The sequence below is a fragment of the Actinoplanes octamycinicus genome, assembly GCF_014205225.1.
GTDB lineage: Bacteria > Actinomycetota > Actinomycetes > Mycobacteriales > Micromonosporaceae > Actinoplanes > Actinoplanes octamycinicus.
Genome location: NZ_JACHNB010000001.1, coordinates 3027161 through 3042718, shown reverse-complemented (window position 1 = coordinate 3042718; position 15558 = coordinate 3027161). Strand labels below are relative to the sequence as shown.

The window sequence follows — 15558 nt, the reverse complement described above, 5'->3', positions numbered from 1 at the left end:
TCAGTCCTCCTGCGGGAGCTGGGCGCCGAGCTGAGCGGCGGCATTGGCCAGGGCGTTGAACCCGTCCTGGCTGATGTCGCCGTCGTCGCGCAGGTCGACCAGTTTCTCGGCGAAGTCCCGCAGCCGGTCCGCGGCCTCCTCCTGGTCACGCCGGCGCAGCGACTCGCCGACCTTGCGCAGCCGCTTGGACAGCGCCCCGGCGTCACCCCGCTCCAGCTGCTTGCGCCGGACCAGCAGGCCCAGCTCGCGCTGCATCTGCTGCAGCAGCACCCCGGGCCGGGCCTGGGCCACCGGCTTGGTGGTCGGCTTGCTGGTCGGCGGCGTCGAGCTGGGCGCGGTGGTCGGGACGAGCGCCTCGACCGTCGGCGGCACGGTGGTCTGCTGCAGCACCGGCGCCGAGGTCACCGTGGCGGCCGCCGGGATGTCGTCGTCGCCCGGGCCGGAGACCGCCCAGTACCCGATGGCGAGGGCCAGGAAGGCGCCGGACGCGCCGAGCACGATCCAGCGCCGGCGGCGGCCCGCCGCGTACCGGTCCGGCTCCGGCACGGTCGGCAGCACGGCGGTCGGCCAGTGCGGCGCGGACGGGCGAGGATCATGCATGTCGGACACGGCCGACATCTTGCCAGGTCGCCCGGCCGCCGCAACCTTTCCTTACCGAACCCTTACCAGCGCACCGGCAGACCGTCCAGGCCGCGCAGCAGCAGGCCGGGCCGCCAGCGCAGGTCCGCGGCCGGGACGTCGAGCCGCAGCTCCGGGAAGCGGTCGAGCAGCGCGGTGAAGGCGATCTGCGCCTCCAGCCGGGCCAGCGGGGCGCCCAGGCAGTAGTGGATGCCGTGGCCGAAGGCCAGATGGTGCGGGTTCGGCCGGTCCAGGCGCAGCACGTCGGCGTCCGGGTACTGGTCGGTGTCCCGGTTCGCGGAGAGCAGCGAGACGACCACCGGGTCGCCGGCCGGGATGGTGACGCCGCCGATCGCCACGTCCTCGGTGGCGATCCGGAAGGTGGCGGTCTCGACCGGTCCTTCGTACCGGAGGAACTCCTCGATCGCGCCCGGCAGCAGCCCGCGGTCCGCACGCAGCCGGTCCCAGGCCGCGCGGTCTCCCCGCAGCAGCAGGTAGGTGCCGTTGCCGATCAGGTTGACGGTGGTCTCGTGCCCGGCCACCAGCAGCAGGAAGACCATCGAGGAGAGCTCCTCCTCGGTCAGCCGGTCCTCCGCGTCGCGCACCTGGATCAGCCCGGAGAGCAGGTCGTCGCCGGGCCGGGCGCGGCGCTCGGCGAGCAGCTGGTGAATGTACTTGACCATCGCCTCGATGGCCGGGGCCAGCCGCGGACCGGCCTGCGAGCCGGCCACCACCGCGTTCGACCACTCGCGGAAGTCGTCGCGGTCCTCGGCCGGGACGCCGAGCAGCTCACAGATCACCTGGATGGGCAGCGGGAAGGCGAACGCGTCGATCAGATCGGCCCGGTCCCGGCCGTCCAGGTCGTCCAGCAGCCCGGTGGCGATCTGCTCGATCCGCGGGCGCAGCGCCTCGATCCGGCGGCCGGTGAAGGCGGCCGAGACCAGGCGGCGCAGCCGGGTGTGGTCCGGCGGGTCGACGGCCAGCATGTGCTTGGAGATCGCGGCGCCGATGCCCGGCGCCATGTCGGCGGCCGGGGCCGCGCCGGCCGTCCGGGAACCGCCCCCGGACTCGCCGGAGCCCATCGGGAACGCCCGTTTCGACAGCCGCGGGTCGGTCAGCGCCCGCCGCGCGTCCTCGTAGCGGGTGATCAGCCAGGCGTGCAGCCCGGACGGCAGCACGGCGCGGCGCACCGGGCCGGTCCGGCGCCAGTCCGCGTACGCCGGATGCGGGTCGGCCTGGAACGCCGGATCACCCAGATCGACGATCTCCTGCGTCATCACTTTCCTCCCCCGATTCACCGGTATCGACTGCCGACGATACCGGTGAATCGGCGAACGAAACGCTCAGAACGGCCATCCGGCGCACTGTCCACTCTCCAGCAGCGGAACCGTCCGGAACGTGGCGTCGGTCAGCCCGCCGAACTGATCGTCGCCGCGCCGGGGCCAGGCAGGCGGAGTGTTCAGCAGCCCGTGACGATGCCATTGACGACAATCAGCCTGGACGGCTCGGCGACCATGCCGTAACTCCGCCGGTCACCAACCTGCGAGACGGAGACAACCCGGTCCAACGCAACTGCTTCGTCATATCCGTGAAGTTGACTGCTCGCGGGACGGACGTGCCCCAGGTCGGCGGCAAGCTGGGCAAGCCGCGCTGCCTTGTACTCGATCCGCAAATCAAGCCTGCTCGCGAGACGCGCCAACGCGGTCGCTCTGTTGACCTCCACCACAAAGATCGGAAGCCGACTTCGGATCGAGCTCTGCGGCTGGTGACGCGCTGCCTTTTCACGAACGATGCTCGTTACTCCGAGCCGGAGCAGAGCATCCGATGCCTGCCAGGCAAGGCGACTCGACACCGATGCGTACTCTATCGACCCGTGCACGGTCCCCTTGGCGTTGACCCGCCGGCGCACCGAACCATCCGTGTCGACAAGACCTGCGAGAACCCCGACCCAGAAGGCTTGGCTGAAGGGTACGTCCGGCAACGCCTTCGACTCACAACGCAGGCCCCACACGCCGTAGCGACGAAGCACCTCAGTAAGCGGATTGCGCTTCCACCGCTGATAGGGAAACCGAACCCTGACGATCTTCCCGTTCGGGTATTCGCGGACACCGCAACCATGCCTGTCCGCGTATTCCCGCAGGAAAGCCACCGCACCGTCGTGAGGGTCTCCATGAAACTCCGGCGTGACCGATGTCATCCCGCCGTCGCCGAGCATCGCTCCGACGAAGTAACCGTCGTCCGCATCGCCATCAGTGCCAGGGAAGCCAACTGTCAAGGGTATCGGAACCCGGTCGCCCGGCTTCAGTTCTGGGGTGGAGACCCACTCCCACACCTGGAGACCCGACCGGCGCTGGCGAACCCATCGATGACCGGCCGTAGTCTCCATCGTCCGTCCGGATGCGAACCTGACCGCGACGACCGATCGAGGTCCGAGGTCTCGGCACGCTGAGAGGACAGTCGGCACCACCGTTCCCACACGCCGGTCCCGCACCGGCTGGTGGGGACCATACCGAACCGGCCGGATGTCCCATGGCCGGTCATACGACAGGACAGCAAGGTCACTGCGAGCCACTTCCTCGATCGGAGCTGTCGTGCCGCCCGCCAGCCACACTTTCGCACCTTCCGCGACGCCCTCCATGACGCACATGGTATTGACGCACGACAAGACCCCGGCGGACGGGGAATCTCCATCCGGGTCTCCACCCGTGGTGGCGGCGTTCCACCCGGGTCGTGGTCGCCCAGAACGGGTTCGCCCACACCGCCGCGAACATCGTCGCACTGGCACTCGGCGGGCTGACCGCGGCCGGCGGCGGGGCGCTGCGCGGCCGGACTGTCCGGGTCAACCGGGAGATCGCGGAGCGGCTGTTCGTCACCGAGGCGACGGTGGAATCGCACATCAACCGGTTGTTCGCCAAGGCCGGGGTGCGCGACCGTGCCCAGGCCGTGCGGTACCCCTACCAGCACAGCCTCGCCGACCGGCCCGCTCAGGGCCGGCGGGGCGACCGGGGTGGGCGCACCGGCAGGCGACGCCGGCGGGGCAGGGCGCGAACCGGGCGCTCCGGCCGGCTGCAATTACAATTGGTGACCGCAACGATACGGGGGTGCAGCGGATCTGCGCTGGCCACGGTGACGTTCCCCTTCCGGGAAGGACTCGGGCATCCACTATGAGTCACCGGCGTCGATTTCACCGGCCACTTGAGGTTCTTTTAAAGATCATCTCAGTGGAGGCTAACCTGACCCTCACCACCTCGCCGGACGGAGCAGCCGCAGCACCATGATTCCTCGCCTACGTCGTGCCCTCCGCGGTGTCCTCGCCGTCGCCCTGCTCGTGACGGCGGCCGGGTGCACGAGCTCCCGGCCCGGTGGCCTCGCCGACGCGCTGGCCCCGGCCCCGGCCACCGAGGCCGGCCCGGCCACCCGGCCGAACATCGTCTTCGTGCTCACCGACGACCTGGCGAAGAACCTGGTGCCGTACATGCCGAACGTGCTGGCCCTGCAGCGGGCCGGCACCACGTTCACCAACTACACGGTGACCGACTCGCTGTGCTGCCCGTCCCGGGCGTCGATCCTCAAGGGGCAGTACCCGCACAACACCGGGATCTTCAAGAACCACGGCTCGGACGGCGGCTTCCAGCTCTTCCACAGTCGCGGCGAGGAAACCTCCACCTTCGCCACCGACCTGCGGCAGGCCGGGTACCGGACCGCCTTCCTCGGCAAGTACCTCAACGAGTACCAGCCCCGGGAGCTGAAGTACACCGGCAAGCCGTACGTGCCGCCGGGCTGGGACGAGTGGTACGTCGGCGGCAACGCGTACCAGAACTACGACTACGCGCTGAACGAGAACGGCGTGGTCAAGAAGTACGGGCACACCCCGCGGGACTACCTGACCGACGTGATCTCGGCGAAGGCGTCCACCTTCATCACCGCCTCGGCGGCCGCCGGCAAGCCGTTCATGGTGGAGCTGGCCACCTACACGCCGCACTCGCCGTACACGCCGGCCGCGCCGGACACCGGCAAGTTCCTGACCGTGCAGGCGCCGCGCACCCCGGCGTACGACCGCCTCCCGGCCAACGCCCCGCACTGGCTGTCCCGGCACGCCCCGCTGACCAAGAAGCAGCGGCAGACCATCGACCTGGAGTTCCGCAAGCGGGTGCAGGCCGTGCAGTCGGTCGACCGGATGCTCGCCGCGCTGCGCGCCACGCTCACCAAGGCCGGCGTCGCGGACAACACCATCGTGGTGTTCAACTCGGACAACGGCTACCACATGGGTGAGTACCGGCTGACCTCCGGCAAGCAGACCGCTTTCGACACCGACGTGAACGTGCCGCTGATCGTCGCCGGCCCCCGGGTCAAGGCCGGTCAGATCGTCGACGAGGTGGTGGAGAACGTCGATCTGCGGCCCACCTTCGGCGAGCTGGCCGGGGCGGCGACGCCGGCCGACGGGGCGGACGGGGTGGACGGGCACAGCTTCGTGCCGCTGCTCACCGGCGCCGGGGACCGGAGCTGGCGGACCACCGCGCTGGTCGAGCACCGGGATCCGGCCACCGACCCGAGCGACCCGGACTTCGAGTTCGACAGCGCGAACATCCCGCCGGCGTACAACGCGCTGCGGACCAAGACGTTCACCTACGTCGAGTACGTGGACGGCTCGAAGGAGTACTACCAGCGGGACCGGGACCCGGAGATGCTGACCAACGTCGTCGGCACGCTCACCCCGCAGCGGCTGGCCGAGCTGCACGCGGCCGTGGTCGCGATGACCACCTGCGCGGGCCAGGTGGCGTGCCGGACGGCCGGCCGGTCGCTGAGCTGAGCCGGTGCGGGGTCAGAAGGGCGTGCTGCCGAACTTCGGCATCCCGGCCGGGCTGACCACCGGGTAGAGACTGGACTGCACCTGCCAGGAGGGCGCCGGCCGCGGCCCGGCGAGCGCCCGGAGCAGCGCCTGCAGCATGTCGTGCAGCGCGGTGTGCAGCCGCGGGTCGCCGACCAGGCCGTGCTCGTCGACGTCGCGGATGTCCAGCGGGAGCCGCACGCAGGCCGGCCGCAGCAGGCGCGCGCCGCCGTGCCCGAGCACCGACTCCAGGCCGGCCCGGGCGCCGTCGTCCCGGCCGGGCGCCACCACCGACAGCCAGGCGGCGGCCCGGCCGGTCAGCTCGCCGCCGTCGACCAGCCAGTCGAGCAGGTTCTTCAGGCTGCCGGGGAGGGCGCCGGCGTACTCCGGGGTGCTGAACAGCAGGGCGTCCGCGGCGACCACCCGGCGGCGCAGCTCGGCGACCGGGTCCGGCGCCGGGGTCTGTCCCGGCACGAACGCCGGCAGGCCGGCCAGACCGGCGTAGAGCGTGACGTCGAGCTCGGGCGGCGCCAATCGGGCGGCGGTGCGCAGCGCCGCGGTGTGCAGCGAGCCGTCGCGTGTGCTCCCCGAGATCAGCAGGACGCGGGTCATGGCGCCGACGATACGTCCTCGCCGGCGGCGACCCGCTCACAGCCAACTGTCAGATCTTTGCCGCACACCGGGTACGTCCGGGTGATCGCCCGTTCGGTGAGGCTTGCGCCTCGTGAGTCTCCGCCGCTGGTGCCCGCCCCTGCTCCTGCTCGTCCTGCTGACCACCGCGTGCGACGCGCCCCGACCGGATCTGCCCACCGCGCAGGTCCGCGTCGACCAGGTCGGCTGGACCACCGGCGAAACCAAGATCGCGTTGCTGCTGGCGCCGCAGGACGCCGCCGGGGCGACCGCCACCGTGGTCGACGAGGACGGCGACACCGTGCTGCGGGTCACCGCCGGTCCCAGCCGGGGCGCCTGGAATCCGCGCTATCGCGCGATCAACCCGCTGGATCTCACCGCTCTGCGCGGGTCCGGCACCTTCCGGGTACGCCTGAACGACCGCGTCCACGCCTCCTCTCCCCCGTTCCGGATCGGCCCGGCCGCACAGCTCTACCCGCCCCTGGTGACCGGCGCGGTGCATTACTTCCAGGCCCACCGGGACGGTCCGGACCAGGTCGACGGCCCCTGGCAGCGGTCGCCGGCGCACCGGGCGGACGAGGCCGCGACGGTCTACCGCACCCCGGCCGACGACGACGCCGGACTGGAGTCCACCGGGGACACGGCCGACGTGTCCGGCGGCTGGTTCGACGCCGGCGACTATCTCAAGTTCACCCACACCACCGCCTATGCCCTGGTGATCATGCAAATCGTCCAGCGGGACGGCCCGGCGTCGCCGGCGCTGGCCGCCGAGATCGAGCACGGGCTGGCCTGGCTGGGCCGGATGTACCGCGACGGGGTGCTCTACACCCAGGTCGGGGTGGCCGGGAACGGTCACTTCCTCGGCGACCATGACGCGTGGCGGCTGCCGGAGGCGGACGACGAGCTGGCGGTGCAGCCCGGCGACCGGCGTTACTACCAGCGGTACCGGCCGGTGTTCCGGGCCGCCGAGCCGGGACAGCCGATCAGCCCGAACCTGGCCGGGCGGGTGGCCGCCGCGTTCGCCCTGGCCGCCCAGCGCGAGGCGGCCGCCGACCCGGACCGGGCCCGGTCCCACCTGGACACCGCGGCCGCGATCCTCGGCCAGGCGGACACCGGGTTCGACGGCGACCCGGTCACCACCGTGCCGCGCTCGTTCTACCCGGAGGAGAGCTGGACCGACGACCTGACACTGGGCGCCGCCGAGCTGGCGCTGGCCGGGACCGCGCTCGGCGACGGGCGGACCGGGGACTGGACCGGGCAGGCGGCGCGCTGGGCGGAGGACACCGGCGGCGGTGACGACGGGCTGACCGTCTACGACGTGGACGCGCTGGCCGCCGCCGAGCTGTACCGGCTCACCCCGGAGCCCTCGCTCGCCGCCGACCTGCGCGACCGGCTGGACCGGGCGGCCGCAGCGGCCGGCGCCGACCCGATGGGCGCGGCGGCCGGCAGCGGCGGGCCCGACTACACCGCCCGGCAGCTGGGCTGGGCGGCGACCGCCGGGCTCTACCGGCGGATGACCGGCGACGACCGGTACGCGGACTTCGCCACCGCCCAGCGCAGCGTGGCCCTGGGCCGCAACGGCTGGGGCGTGTCCCTGGTGATCGGGGCGGGTGCGACGTTCCCGCGCTGCCCGCACGACCAGATCGGCACGCTGACCGGGGTGCCGATGACCGGCGGCGTGGTGAACGGGCCGAACGCCGCCGACCGGGTGGAGTCGCTGGAACAGGCGACCCCGGACACACTCTGCTCGGCCGGGTCCTATGCGGACTTCGACCGGCCGGACGCGCAGTACGTGGACGACATGCGGGTGTCCGCGACCAACGAGCCGTCGATCGATTTCACGGCGACCGGCATGCTGGCCTTCGCGCTCGTCCGCTGAATCACTCATGGTGACGGTCCGTCTGTGCCAACCACATGCCACTGTGGCCGGACCGGTGAACTGATTACCGACCGTAGGCGTATTCCGGGATGAGTCGCGTCGGGCGGGGATGCCGGGACGGTGGCGGCCGGACCGCCCCGGCCCGATGCGGCTCGACCGGGACGAACGATCGGGAGTGTGATCCGCGATGGCGCCAACCGACCTCAGCGTCGACCTCGACGAGCCGGCCGAGCCGGCCCGGATGGTCGATTACACCGCGGCGATGTGCGGCGAGACCCTGGCCGGCGCGGTCTGGCTGGACCGGCACGACGCCGGGTGCGAGGACTTCTGCAGCCGGGTGGCGGTGGTCTGCCTGAACCCGCTGGACCGGGTCCTGGTGACCGGCTGAGTGCTGGCCGCCGGAGAAAGGCGAAAGGGCCCCGGTCAAGGGGCCCTTTCGGATGTTGTGCGCCGCGTAGGACTCGAACCTACAACCCGCGGATTAAGAGTCCGCTGCTCTGCCAGTTGAGCTAGCAGCGCCTGCCAACGAGGAGAAACGTTAGCACACCCGGGGAATCAGCCCCGCGAGCGGGGGAGGCAGCACTTCTTGTACTTCGCACCGGAGCCGCACCAGCACGGGGCGTTGCGCGGCGGGGGCCATCCCACCGCGCCGGTGGTGTCGGCGACCTCGTCCGCGTAGCCGGCGTGGGTCTCCTGGGCCGCCGGATCGAGGTCCTCGGCGGCGGCGAAGGCGAGCAGGCCGTCCATCGAGCCGACGAGCAGGCCGAGGTCGATCACGCCGGTCGCGGACCAGCCGGCCAGCGCCCGCTCCAGGACGGCCCGGTGCTCGTCCCAGTCCGCCCCGTACATGTCGGCGCGCTCCGGCCAGCGGGCCAGCAGCGCGGCCAGCTCCGGCTCCGGCCAGAACAGCACCGAGCGGGCGTCGTCCGGGCCCGGAGCCTCGACCGCCGACTCCAGCTCGTGGTAGAGGTCGTCCAGGTCGTCGTGCCCGAGCTCCAGCTCCTCGCGCACCCGGTGCCGCTCCTTGACCAGCTCGTAGAGCTGCTCGACCCGGTCGGCGCCGGTCCCGCCGCCCTCGGTCAGCGACCGGACCGCGTCGGTCAGCCACTCCTCCGCGACGGCGCCCAGGCCGCAGGCGACGAGCGTGTCCGCCAGGTACGACGGGGCCACCGGGTCGTGCAGCAGCTCCGGCCGGACCGCCTCGAACGCGGCCCGCCCGTCGGCCTCCCGGCCGGACTTGACCAGCAGCTCGGCGAGACAGGCCCGGGCGAACCCGTCCGCCGCGGGGACCGCCGCGGCGCGCTCGGCGAAACCCAGCGCGGCCGGCAGGTCGCCGGTGGCCTCGGCCAGCTCGGCGGCCAGCAGCAGCGCGTGCGCGGCGTCCGCCGGGTCGGCGAGCCGGTCCTGCTCGACCGCCTCGACCAGCTCGGCGAGCAGCGGCGACGGGTCGTCGAGCCGGTCGGCCCGCTCGGCGATGGCGTCCAGATCCGCGTGTGTGATCTTGGTATCGGAAGGCACGGGCAACCCTAACCCGCTGCTCACGACAAAGGCCGCGCCCACCGGATGGTGTCGCGGCCTTGATCGTCTGGTGCGTCGCGTAGGACTCGAACCTACAACCCGCGGATTAAGAGTCCGCTGCTCTGCCAGTTGAGCTAGCGACGCCTGGCAACGACGAAAACGGTAGCACGGCCTCGGAAGATCCTCGAAATCGCCTGGATCACGCTCTCGAGGGGGACCCGTGATTTGCTCCCGTGCGTCAGTATGTCTGCGCATAGAACTTCAGAACGGGGCTGACGATGGTTGACTTCCGCCGCTGTGCGGCCGCGCTGCTGGCGCTGGCCGTGACCGGATCGCTCGCGGCGTGTGGTGACGACGAACCGGCGCTCGGCGAGCCGGCCCTGGCGGCCAGCGCCGGCCCGGCCACGTCCGCCGTCCCGGAGAGCACCACCACCCAGCCCACCGGCCCGGCGACGCTGAGCATCACCCCGGCCGCCGGCAAGAAGAACGTGCCGACCAGCGCCGAGATCGGCCTCAAGGTCGGCAACGGCGAGGTCACCTCGGTCAAGCTCACCGACAGCAAGGGCAAGGCGGTGGCCGGCCAGCTCCGCGAGGACAAGTCGGCGTGGGTGCCCGGCAAGACCCTCAAGATCAGCGAGAAGTACGCGGCCGAGGTCACCGCCACCGCCACCGACGGCTCCACCACCACGGCGAGGACCAGCTTCACCACGATGGGCGCGCCGGCCCACCGCACCGGCACCGGCCTCTACCTCTTCGACGACCACACGTACGGCGTGGCGATGCCGGTGGTGGTGGAGTTCAGCCCGGGGATCAAGAAGGCCGACCGGGCCGCGGTGCAGAAGCGGATGTTCGTGACCACCACACCGGCCCAGCCGGGCACCTGGTCCTGGACCTCCAGCGGCACCCAGGCGTACTACCGCGCCCCGGAGTTCTGGCAGACCGGCACCACGATCAGCGTGCGGATCGCGGTCGGTGGCCTGCCCACCGGCAAGAACCTCTACGGCGACAAGGACCGGTCGGCGACCGCCAAGATCGGCCGCAGGTTCGAGATGAAGGTCGACAACAAGACCAAGAAGATGACCGTGCTGCGGGACGGCGAGACGGTCAAAACCATGCCGGTCAGCCTGGGCAAGACCAGCACCCCGTCGTCCAGCGGCACCATGGTGATCATCGAGAAGATGTCGCACACCGTGTTCGACACCACCGACACCGACCCGGAGAACGGCTACAAGACCCCGATCGACTACGCGCAGCGGCTGACCTGGAGCGGTCAGTACATTCACTCCGCCCCGTGGTCCACCGGTGCTCAAGGTCGCCGGAACGTGTCGCACGGATGTGTCAATGTCTCGCCGTCGAACGCCCGCTGGCTGTTCGACAAGACCCTGGTCGGCGACCCGGTCACGGTGCAGGGCACCGAGGACAAGCTGGACTACGGCAACGGCTGGACGCCCTGGAACGTGAGCTGGGAGAAGTTCGCCGAGGGCAGTGCCCTGCCGGTGCCGGCCGGGCTCGGCTGACCCGGCTCCGGCGGGCCCGGGAATTCAGTGTTTTCGGGATCACACCGATAGGGCATCCAGTGAGTCCCGGCACGAATCCGGGATTGGTCAACTGGCATTTGTGGAGCAGTATTGGGCGCCGGGGAGAAACGACGCCGTGAGGGGACCATGCAGATCGAAGGAGTCCAGCCGACCGAGCTGAGCCAGCCGGCCGGTCGCGGTCGCCGCCGGATGCGGGCGGCGCTGGTCGCGCTGCTGGCGGGCAGTCTGCTCGTCACCGCCGCGTGCAGCAGCAGCAAGTCGCCGTCCTGGCAGGGCGGCAGCGACAACGCCGCCGGCGCCGCGTCCGAGTCCCCATCCGCCGCCCCGCTGCCCGACACCGCCGAGGTCACCTCGCCGAAAGCCGCGGCCACCGGCGTCGAGGCCTGGTCCGACGTCAGCTTCACCAGCGACGACCCGGAGAACACCACGGTCAAGGTGACCGACGCCAAAGGCGACGAGGTCAAGGGCACCGTCGACAAGGACAAGAGCGTCTGGCACCCGACCGAGTCGATGGACTGGGGCAGCAAGTACACGGTGACCGTCACCACCCCGGAGACCGAGGGGAAGAACAACACGGTCACCAGCACCTTCACCACCATGAAGAAGCCGGCCAACCTGGTCCGCATCACCAGCTTCCTCGGCGACGGCAACACGGTCGGCGTCGGCATGCCGCTGATCATCAAGTTCGGCCGCGCCATCCCGGAGAAGTACCGGGGTGAGGTCGAGCGCCGGATGGTGGTCACCGCCACGCCCGCGCAGGAGGGCACCTGGCGCTGGATCAGCCCCACCGAGGTGCACTTCCGGCCCAAGGTGTTCTGGAAGGCGCACTCGAAGGTTTTCTACAAGGTCCAGCTCAAGGGCGTGAAGATGGGCGACGGGTGGTACGGCCGCTCCGACCTCACCGTCGACCTGAAGATCGGCCGCTCGTTCGTCATGACGGTCTCCAACAAGACCAAGAAGATGACGGTCAAGCAGGACGGCAAGACGATCAACACGATCCCGGTCAGCCTGGGCAAACCGAGCACCCCGTCGTCCAGCGGCACCATGGTGGTGATGGAGAAGAAGGAGCACACCGTCTTCGACACCACCGACACCGACCCGACCGGCGGTTACAAGACCCCGATCGACTACGCCCAGCGGATCACCTACAGCGGCCAGTTCATCCACGCCGCCCCGTGGTCCGAGGGCAAGCAGGGCCGGGTCAACGTGTCGCACGGCTGCGTCAACGTCTCCGAGGCGATGGGCGCCTGGCTGTTCCAGCGCACCATGATGGGCGACCCGATCACCGTCTCCGGCACCGAGGAGAAGCTGAAGAACGGGAACGGCTGGACCGACTGGAGCCTGAGCTACGAGGAGTACAAGAAGGGCAGCTACCTCTGAGCTGACCTTCGCCCCGCTTCGGCACGGGCCCGGTCCTCGGACCGGGCCCGCGTCATTTCCCTTGGCGTACGCCTCCGTCACGCGCGCGTGGTGACCTCGTTCCGGGGACGGAGTGCGGTGGCGGTCGTAACGTTCTCGGCGTGCACATCCGGCCGATCCATCAGGGGGACGCGCCGCGGCTGGCGATTCTGCTCGAGCAGCTCGGGTTCCCGTCCAGCCTGCGGGACGTCCGGCACCGGCTGAGCTACTGGCTGGACGACCCGGCCAGCTTCCTGCTCGGCGCGGACGACGACGGGGTGCTGGCCGGGGTGGCCGCCCTGCACGTGACTCCGATCATCGAGGTGACCGGGAAGTTCGCCCGGCTGGTGGCGCTCGTGGTGGACGCCGAGAGCCGCCGGCGCGGGGCGGGCCGGGCGCTGATGGCGGCGGCCGAGGAGCGGGCCCGGGCGGCGGGCTGCCTGTTCATCGAGGTGACCAGCAGCCGGGAGCGGCACACCGCGCATCAGTTCTACGAGAGCCTGGGTTACGCCGACACCCACGAGCAGGCGCGTCGCTTCGTCCACACCCTCACCGGCGTTCCGCTCCCCCACGACCCCGGATCGCACCCGAGGCCGTAACGTGGACGAATGGCACGATTCACCCGCTTCATCGCCTTTGCCGTGGCTGCTGGGCTGGCCGGCGGCGGATCCGGCTGCGGCTCGTCGACGCCGGAGCTCGCGGCTCCGATCGCGCCGAGCACGGGCGGTGACTCGGCACCGGCCGGACCGGGCTGGACCGGCTCGGCGCCGGCCGGACCGGGCGCCGCCGCCACCTCGGCCTTCGCCGGGCCGGGTGCGGCCGGCGGGTCGGCGCCGGTCGACGAGCCGCCCGGGCTGCTCACCTGCCGGGCGTTGGCCGTGGCGATCGGGGACGCGTCGCTGATGCAGGCGGGGGTGGTCCACGGGATCGTGGGCGTCAGCGGGACGGCGGACGCTCCGGTCGCGGACGCGGCGGCACGGCTGGCTCAGGCGTACCAGAAGGCGGTGGCCGCACAGGGCACGCCGGGAGAGCCGGACGCGGTCGCGGCGGTCAGCGCGGCCGCCGCCGACATGGCGCAGGTCTGCGCGGACAGCGGCTTCGGACCGACGAGCTGACCACGCGGGCGCCGCGGCCGTACCGGAAAGCGGCGGTCGCGGGAACCAGCGGACCGGAAGTGACCAGCGGGCTCAGCTCGTGGTGAAGGCCCCGGTGACCTCCACTCTCCGGTCGGTCGCCGAGGCGATCGCGCCGTAGCGGTCGGCGCCGGGGTCGCGTCGGCCGGCGGCGTGCTCGTACTGGGCGGCGAAGACATACCGGCCGGGAGCCAGCGTGCCGCCCGGCCGGAGGGTGAACCGGTAGATCAGCGCGTCCTTCTCCTCGGTGACCGCGATCGTGATCATCTCGGCCGGGATGGTGCTCCAGCTGCCGGTGGTGCGCACGCCGTCGGTGCGGGCCACGCTGATCGCCAGGTCCAGCGCGGTGGTCGGCTCGGACGTGGTGAGCGTCACGTCGCTCTGCGCCCAGGTGGCGGTGGAGTACGCGTTGACCGCCCCGGCGGAGCTGACGAAACCGGACACCGGCCGGAAGCTCGGCGGGGGCGGCGCGGCGCTGGTCCGGGTGGTGTGCGGCTTGCCTCCGCCGCCGTCGCTGGTGTGTCCCGGCTTCCCGGCGGGTGACGACCGGCTGGGCTGCGGCAGCGGCGGCCGGGAACTCGGGGCCACCGAGGTGGTGCTGGTCGTCGCGGTCGGCGATCGGTCCGGCCGGTCAGCGGTCAGGATCCGGATCCCGGTGAAGCCGGCGACCAGGGTGGCCACCACCGCGGCGGCCGCGGCGACCGGACGCAGCCCGGTGAACCGGAGGAAAGGGCGCGACGCCCGGACCGGCGTGGCGGCGAACCGCGCCCGGTTGATCCGGTCGATCATCGCGTCGCTGTCCGGCACGTGCCGCTCGGCCTCCCGGCGCAGCACCGCGCCCAGGTCCTCACCCATGGTGACCTCCTCCCGCCGGCAGCGGCATCTCCCGCAGGAACTCGCTCAGCTGCGCGGCGCCGCGCGACGTGTGGCTCTTGACCGCGCCCACCGAGATGCCGAGGATCGCGGCGACCTCCTTCTCCGGCACGTCGAAGCAGTAGCGCAGGATCACGCACTCCCGGCGGCGCAGCGGGAGACGCCGCAGCGCCGCCCGCACGTCCAGGACCGCCGGGGTGTCGGTCTCCCCGCCCCGCTCCCGGCGCAGCAGGCCGAGGCGGAGCAGGCCGGCCCGTTCCCGGGTCTGCCTCCTGATCCACTGGCGGGCCAGGTTGGTCACGATGCCGCGGGCGTAGGCGATCGGGCTGTCCGCCGCCTGCACCCGCTCCCAGTGCCGCCACACCTCGACGAACGCGTCCGACGCCAGATCGTCGGCGACCTGCGGCTCGCCGGTGACGAGGTACGCGAGGCGGGACAGGGCGGTGTGGTGTTCGTCGAAGAAGCGCCGGAAGGCGCGTTCGGCGTCGTCGTGCTCCGGCACGCGGCTCTTCCTGACCGTGGCGGGCCCGCAGGCGGACCGGGTTAGCTGATCTTCACCGAGTACGCGCTGGTGTCGAGCTGTCCCGAGCCGGTGAAGACCTCGGTCCCGGCCTGCACGCTGGACAGATACTTGGTCTTGTCGAGCCATCCCCGCCCTGCCAGGTCGTCGGTGTCGGCGTAGTCCTCGGCGCCCTTGGCGGGGGCCGGAGTCGCCGTCTTGGTGGTGCTGGGTGACGCGGTGGCCAGCCCGGTCACGGTCGGTGACGCGGTGGCGGCCGTCACCACCGCGAGCGGCACGACGAAACGCTTGACGAGCATCAGGGGGACTCCCGGGGGCAGGGATGAGGGTTGATCACCCACCCAGTGGCCCCGGGGGCCGGAAAGGTTGCGCGCTCCCGAGAACTTTTTCGCGACCGCCGTCAGCGACCGCAACGGCGGCCCGGCCCGCCGTCAGCGATCGCGTCGCGGCCGGCCGGGACCCGGGACGCGAAAAAGGCCCGGTCCGAAGACCGAGCCTTTCTTACGTGGGGTGATCGACGGGACTCGAACCCGCGACCCCCTGGACCACAACCAGGTGCTCTACCAACTGAGCTACGACCACCACGCCCGCGCGGAGGACTCGCCCCCGTCGTGCCGGTCAAT

The 15558-nt window shown here is 71.6% G+C and carries 16 protein-coding genes and 3 tRNA genes; 8 read left to right on the top strand and 11 right to left on the bottom strand.

What is annotated here, in order from left to right:
* From BJY16_RS13665 to BJY16_RS13655, 3 genes are all read right to left on the bottom strand, one after another.
* A complete protein-coding gene (locus BJY16_RS13665; protein WP_373873445.1) occupies positions 1–600 on the bottom strand; it encodes an FIMAH domain-containing protein in 600 nt (199 codons plus the stop codon).
* Positions 601–662: 62 nt separating this feature from the next.
* A complete protein-coding gene (locus tag BJY16_RS13660) occupies positions 663–1895 on the bottom strand; it encodes a cytochrome P450 family protein (protein WP_185039824.1) in 1233 nt (410 codons plus the stop codon).
* Positions 1896–2077: 182 nt separating this feature from the next.
* Entirely contained in the window at positions 2078–3256 is a 1179-nt protein-coding gene (locus tag BJY16_RS13655) for an LAGLIDADG family homing endonuclease (RefSeq protein ID WP_185039823.1), read from the bottom strand.
* A 92-nt stretch (positions 3257–3348) separates the two neighbouring features.
* Between BJY16_RS13655 and BJY16_RS48395 the strand changes: the two genes are divergently transcribed.
* Together BJY16_RS48395 and BJY16_RS13645 are read left to right on the top strand one after the other, a co-directional pair.
* The gene (locus BJY16_RS48395; protein ID WP_185039822.1) at positions 3349–3786 is read left to right on the top strand and encodes a response regulator transcription factor; all 438 of its coding nucleotides are present in this window, start codon (positions 3349–3351) and stop codon (positions 3784–3786) included.
* A gap of 106 nt (positions 3787–3892) precedes the next feature.
* A complete protein-coding gene (locus BJY16_RS13645; protein WP_185039821.1) occupies positions 3893–5428 on the top strand; it encodes a sulfatase family protein in 1536 nt (511 codons plus the stop codon).
* A 12-nt stretch (positions 5429–5440) separates the two neighbouring features.
* Here BJY16_RS13645 and BJY16_RS13640 read toward each other — a convergent pair whose 3' ends face one another.
* A complete protein-coding gene (locus tag BJY16_RS13640) occupies positions 5441–6058 on the bottom strand; it encodes an NADPH-dependent FMN reductase (protein WP_185039820.1) in 618 nt (205 codons plus the stop codon).
* Between the two features lie 112 nt (positions 6059–6170).
* On the opposite strand from BJY16_RS13640, the gene BJY16_RS13635 reads away from it, so the two are divergent.
* Together BJY16_RS13635 and BJY16_RS13630 are read left to right on the top strand one after the other, a co-directional pair.
* Positions 6171–7955, top strand: coding sequence for a glycoside hydrolase family 9 protein (locus BJY16_RS13635; protein ID WP_185039819.1), 1785 nt, complete (start codon positions 6171–6173; stop codon positions 7953–7955).
* A 187-nt stretch (positions 7956–8142) separates the two neighbouring features.
* On the top strand, positions 8143–8343 hold the full coding sequence (locus BJY16_RS13630) for a hypothetical protein (protein WP_185039818.1): 201 nt from the start codon (positions 8143–8145) through the stop codon (positions 8341–8343).
* A gap of 58 nt (positions 8344–8401) precedes the next feature.
* Here BJY16_RS13630 and BJY16_RS13625 read toward each other — a convergent pair.
* The 3 genes from BJY16_RS13625 to BJY16_RS13615 all read right to left on the bottom strand — a co-directional run bounded on the left by BJY16_RS13625 (position 8402) and on the right by BJY16_RS13615 (position 9617).
* Positions 8402–8474, bottom strand: a tRNA-Lys gene (locus BJY16_RS13625).
* A 36-nt stretch (positions 8475–8510) separates the two neighbouring features.
* Positions 8511–9473, bottom strand: a complete 963-nt coding sequence (locus tag BJY16_RS48390; protein WP_185039817.1) for an SEC-C domain-containing protein — start codon at positions 9471–9473, stop codon at positions 8511–8513.
* Positions 9474–9541: 68 nt separating this feature from the next.
* A tRNA-Lys gene (locus tag BJY16_RS13615) sits at positions 9542–9617 on the bottom strand.
* A gap of 134 nt (positions 9618–9751) precedes the next feature.
* On the opposite strand from BJY16_RS13615, the gene BJY16_RS13610 reads away from it, so the two are divergent.
* The 4 genes from BJY16_RS13610 (at position 9752) to BJY16_RS13595 (ending at position 13524) form a co-directional block, all read left to right on the top strand.
* Positions 9752–10990 (top strand): L,D-transpeptidase, encoded by a 1239-nt coding sequence (locus BJY16_RS13610; RefSeq protein WP_185039816.1) that lies wholly within the window; start codon positions 9752–9754, stop codon positions 10988–10990.
* A gap of 147 nt (positions 10991–11137) precedes the next feature.
* Positions 11138–12391: a L,D-transpeptidase gene (locus BJY16_RS13605; RefSeq protein ID WP_239177360.1), complete on the top strand. Its 1254-nt coding sequence runs from the start codon at positions 11138–11140 to the stop codon at positions 12389–12391.
* A 140-nt stretch (positions 12392–12531) separates the two neighbouring features.
* The gene (locus BJY16_RS13600) at positions 12532–13008 is read left to right on the top strand and encodes a GNAT family N-acetyltransferase (RefSeq protein ID WP_239177362.1); all 477 of its coding nucleotides are present in this window, start codon (positions 12532–12534) and stop codon (positions 13006–13008) included.
* Positions 13009–13017: 9 nt separating this feature from the next.
* Positions 13018–13524, top strand: coding sequence for a hypothetical protein (locus tag BJY16_RS13595; protein WP_185039815.1), 507 nt, complete (start codon positions 13018–13020; stop codon positions 13522–13524).
* A 72-nt stretch (positions 13525–13596) separates the two neighbouring features.
* Here the strand turns inward: BJY16_RS13595 and BJY16_RS13590 are convergent, their stop codons facing one another.
* The 4 genes from BJY16_RS13590 to BJY16_RS13575 all read right to left on the bottom strand — a co-directional run bounded on the left by BJY16_RS13590 (position 13597) and on the right by BJY16_RS13575 (position 15517).
* Positions 13597–14397 (bottom strand): hypothetical protein, encoded by an 801-nt coding sequence (locus BJY16_RS13590; RefSeq protein WP_185039814.1) that lies wholly within the window; start codon positions 14395–14397, stop codon positions 13597–13599.
* Positions 14390–14917 (bottom strand): SigE family RNA polymerase sigma factor, encoded by a 528-nt coding sequence (locus tag BJY16_RS13585; RefSeq protein WP_185039813.1) that lies wholly within the window; start codon positions 14915–14917, stop codon positions 14390–14392. Before BJY16_RS13585 ends, BJY16_RS13590 begins: the two co-directional genes overlap by 8 nt.
* A gap of 41 nt (positions 14918–14958) precedes the next feature.
* A complete protein-coding gene (locus tag BJY16_RS47100) occupies positions 14959–15234 on the bottom strand; it encodes a hypothetical protein (RefSeq protein ID WP_239177364.1) in 276 nt (91 codons plus the stop codon).
* 207 nt (positions 15235–15441) lie between these two features.
* Positions 15442–15517 (bottom strand) — tRNA-His (locus BJY16_RS13575).
* Positions 15518–15558: the final 41 nt, after the last annotated feature.

Bases quoted from the DNA above. Each gene is read 5' to 3' on its own strand.
- BJY16_RS13665 (WP_373873445.1), bottom strand. From the start codon at position 600: ATGCATGATCCTCGCCCGTCCGCGCCGCACTGGCCGACCGCCGTGCTG.
- BJY16_RS13660 (WP_185039824.1), bottom strand. From the start codon at position 1,895: ATGACGCAGGAGATCGTCGATCTGGGTGATCCGGCGTTCCAGGCCGAC.
- BJY16_RS13655 (WP_185039823.1), bottom strand. From the start codon at position 3,256: ATGGAGGGCGTCGCGGAAGGTGCGAAAGTGTGGCTGGCGGGCGGCACG.
- BJY16_RS13645 (WP_185039821.1), top strand. From the start codon at position 3,893: ATGATTCCTCGCCTACGTCGTGCCCTCCGCGGTGTCCTCGCCGTCGCC.
- BJY16_RS13640 (WP_185039820.1), bottom strand. From the start codon at position 6,058: ATGACCCGCGTCCTGCTGATCTCGGGGAGCACACGCGACGGCTCGCTG.
- BJY16_RS13630 (WP_185039818.1), top strand. From the start codon at position 8,143: ATGGCGCCAACCGACCTCAGCGTCGACCTCGACGAGCCGGCCGAGCCG.
- BJY16_RS13610 (WP_185039816.1), top strand. From the start codon at position 9,752: ATGGTTGACTTCCGCCGCTGTGCGGCCGCGCTGCTGGCGCTGGCCGTG.
- BJY16_RS13605 (WP_239177360.1), top strand. From the start codon at position 11,138: ATGCAGATCGAAGGAGTCCAGCCGACCGAGCTGAGCCAGCCGGCCGGT.
- BJY16_RS13595 (WP_185039815.1), top strand. From the start codon at position 13,018: ATGGCACGATTCACCCGCTTCATCGCCTTTGCCGTGGCTGCTGGGCTG.
- BJY16_RS13590 (WP_185039814.1), bottom strand. From the start codon at position 14,397: ATGGGTGAGGACCTGGGCGCGGTGCTGCGCCGGGAGGCCGAGCGGCAC.
- BJY16_RS47100 (WP_239177364.1), bottom strand. From the start codon at position 15,234: ATGCTCGTCAAGCGTTTCGTCGTGCCGCTCGCGGTGGTGACGGCCGCC.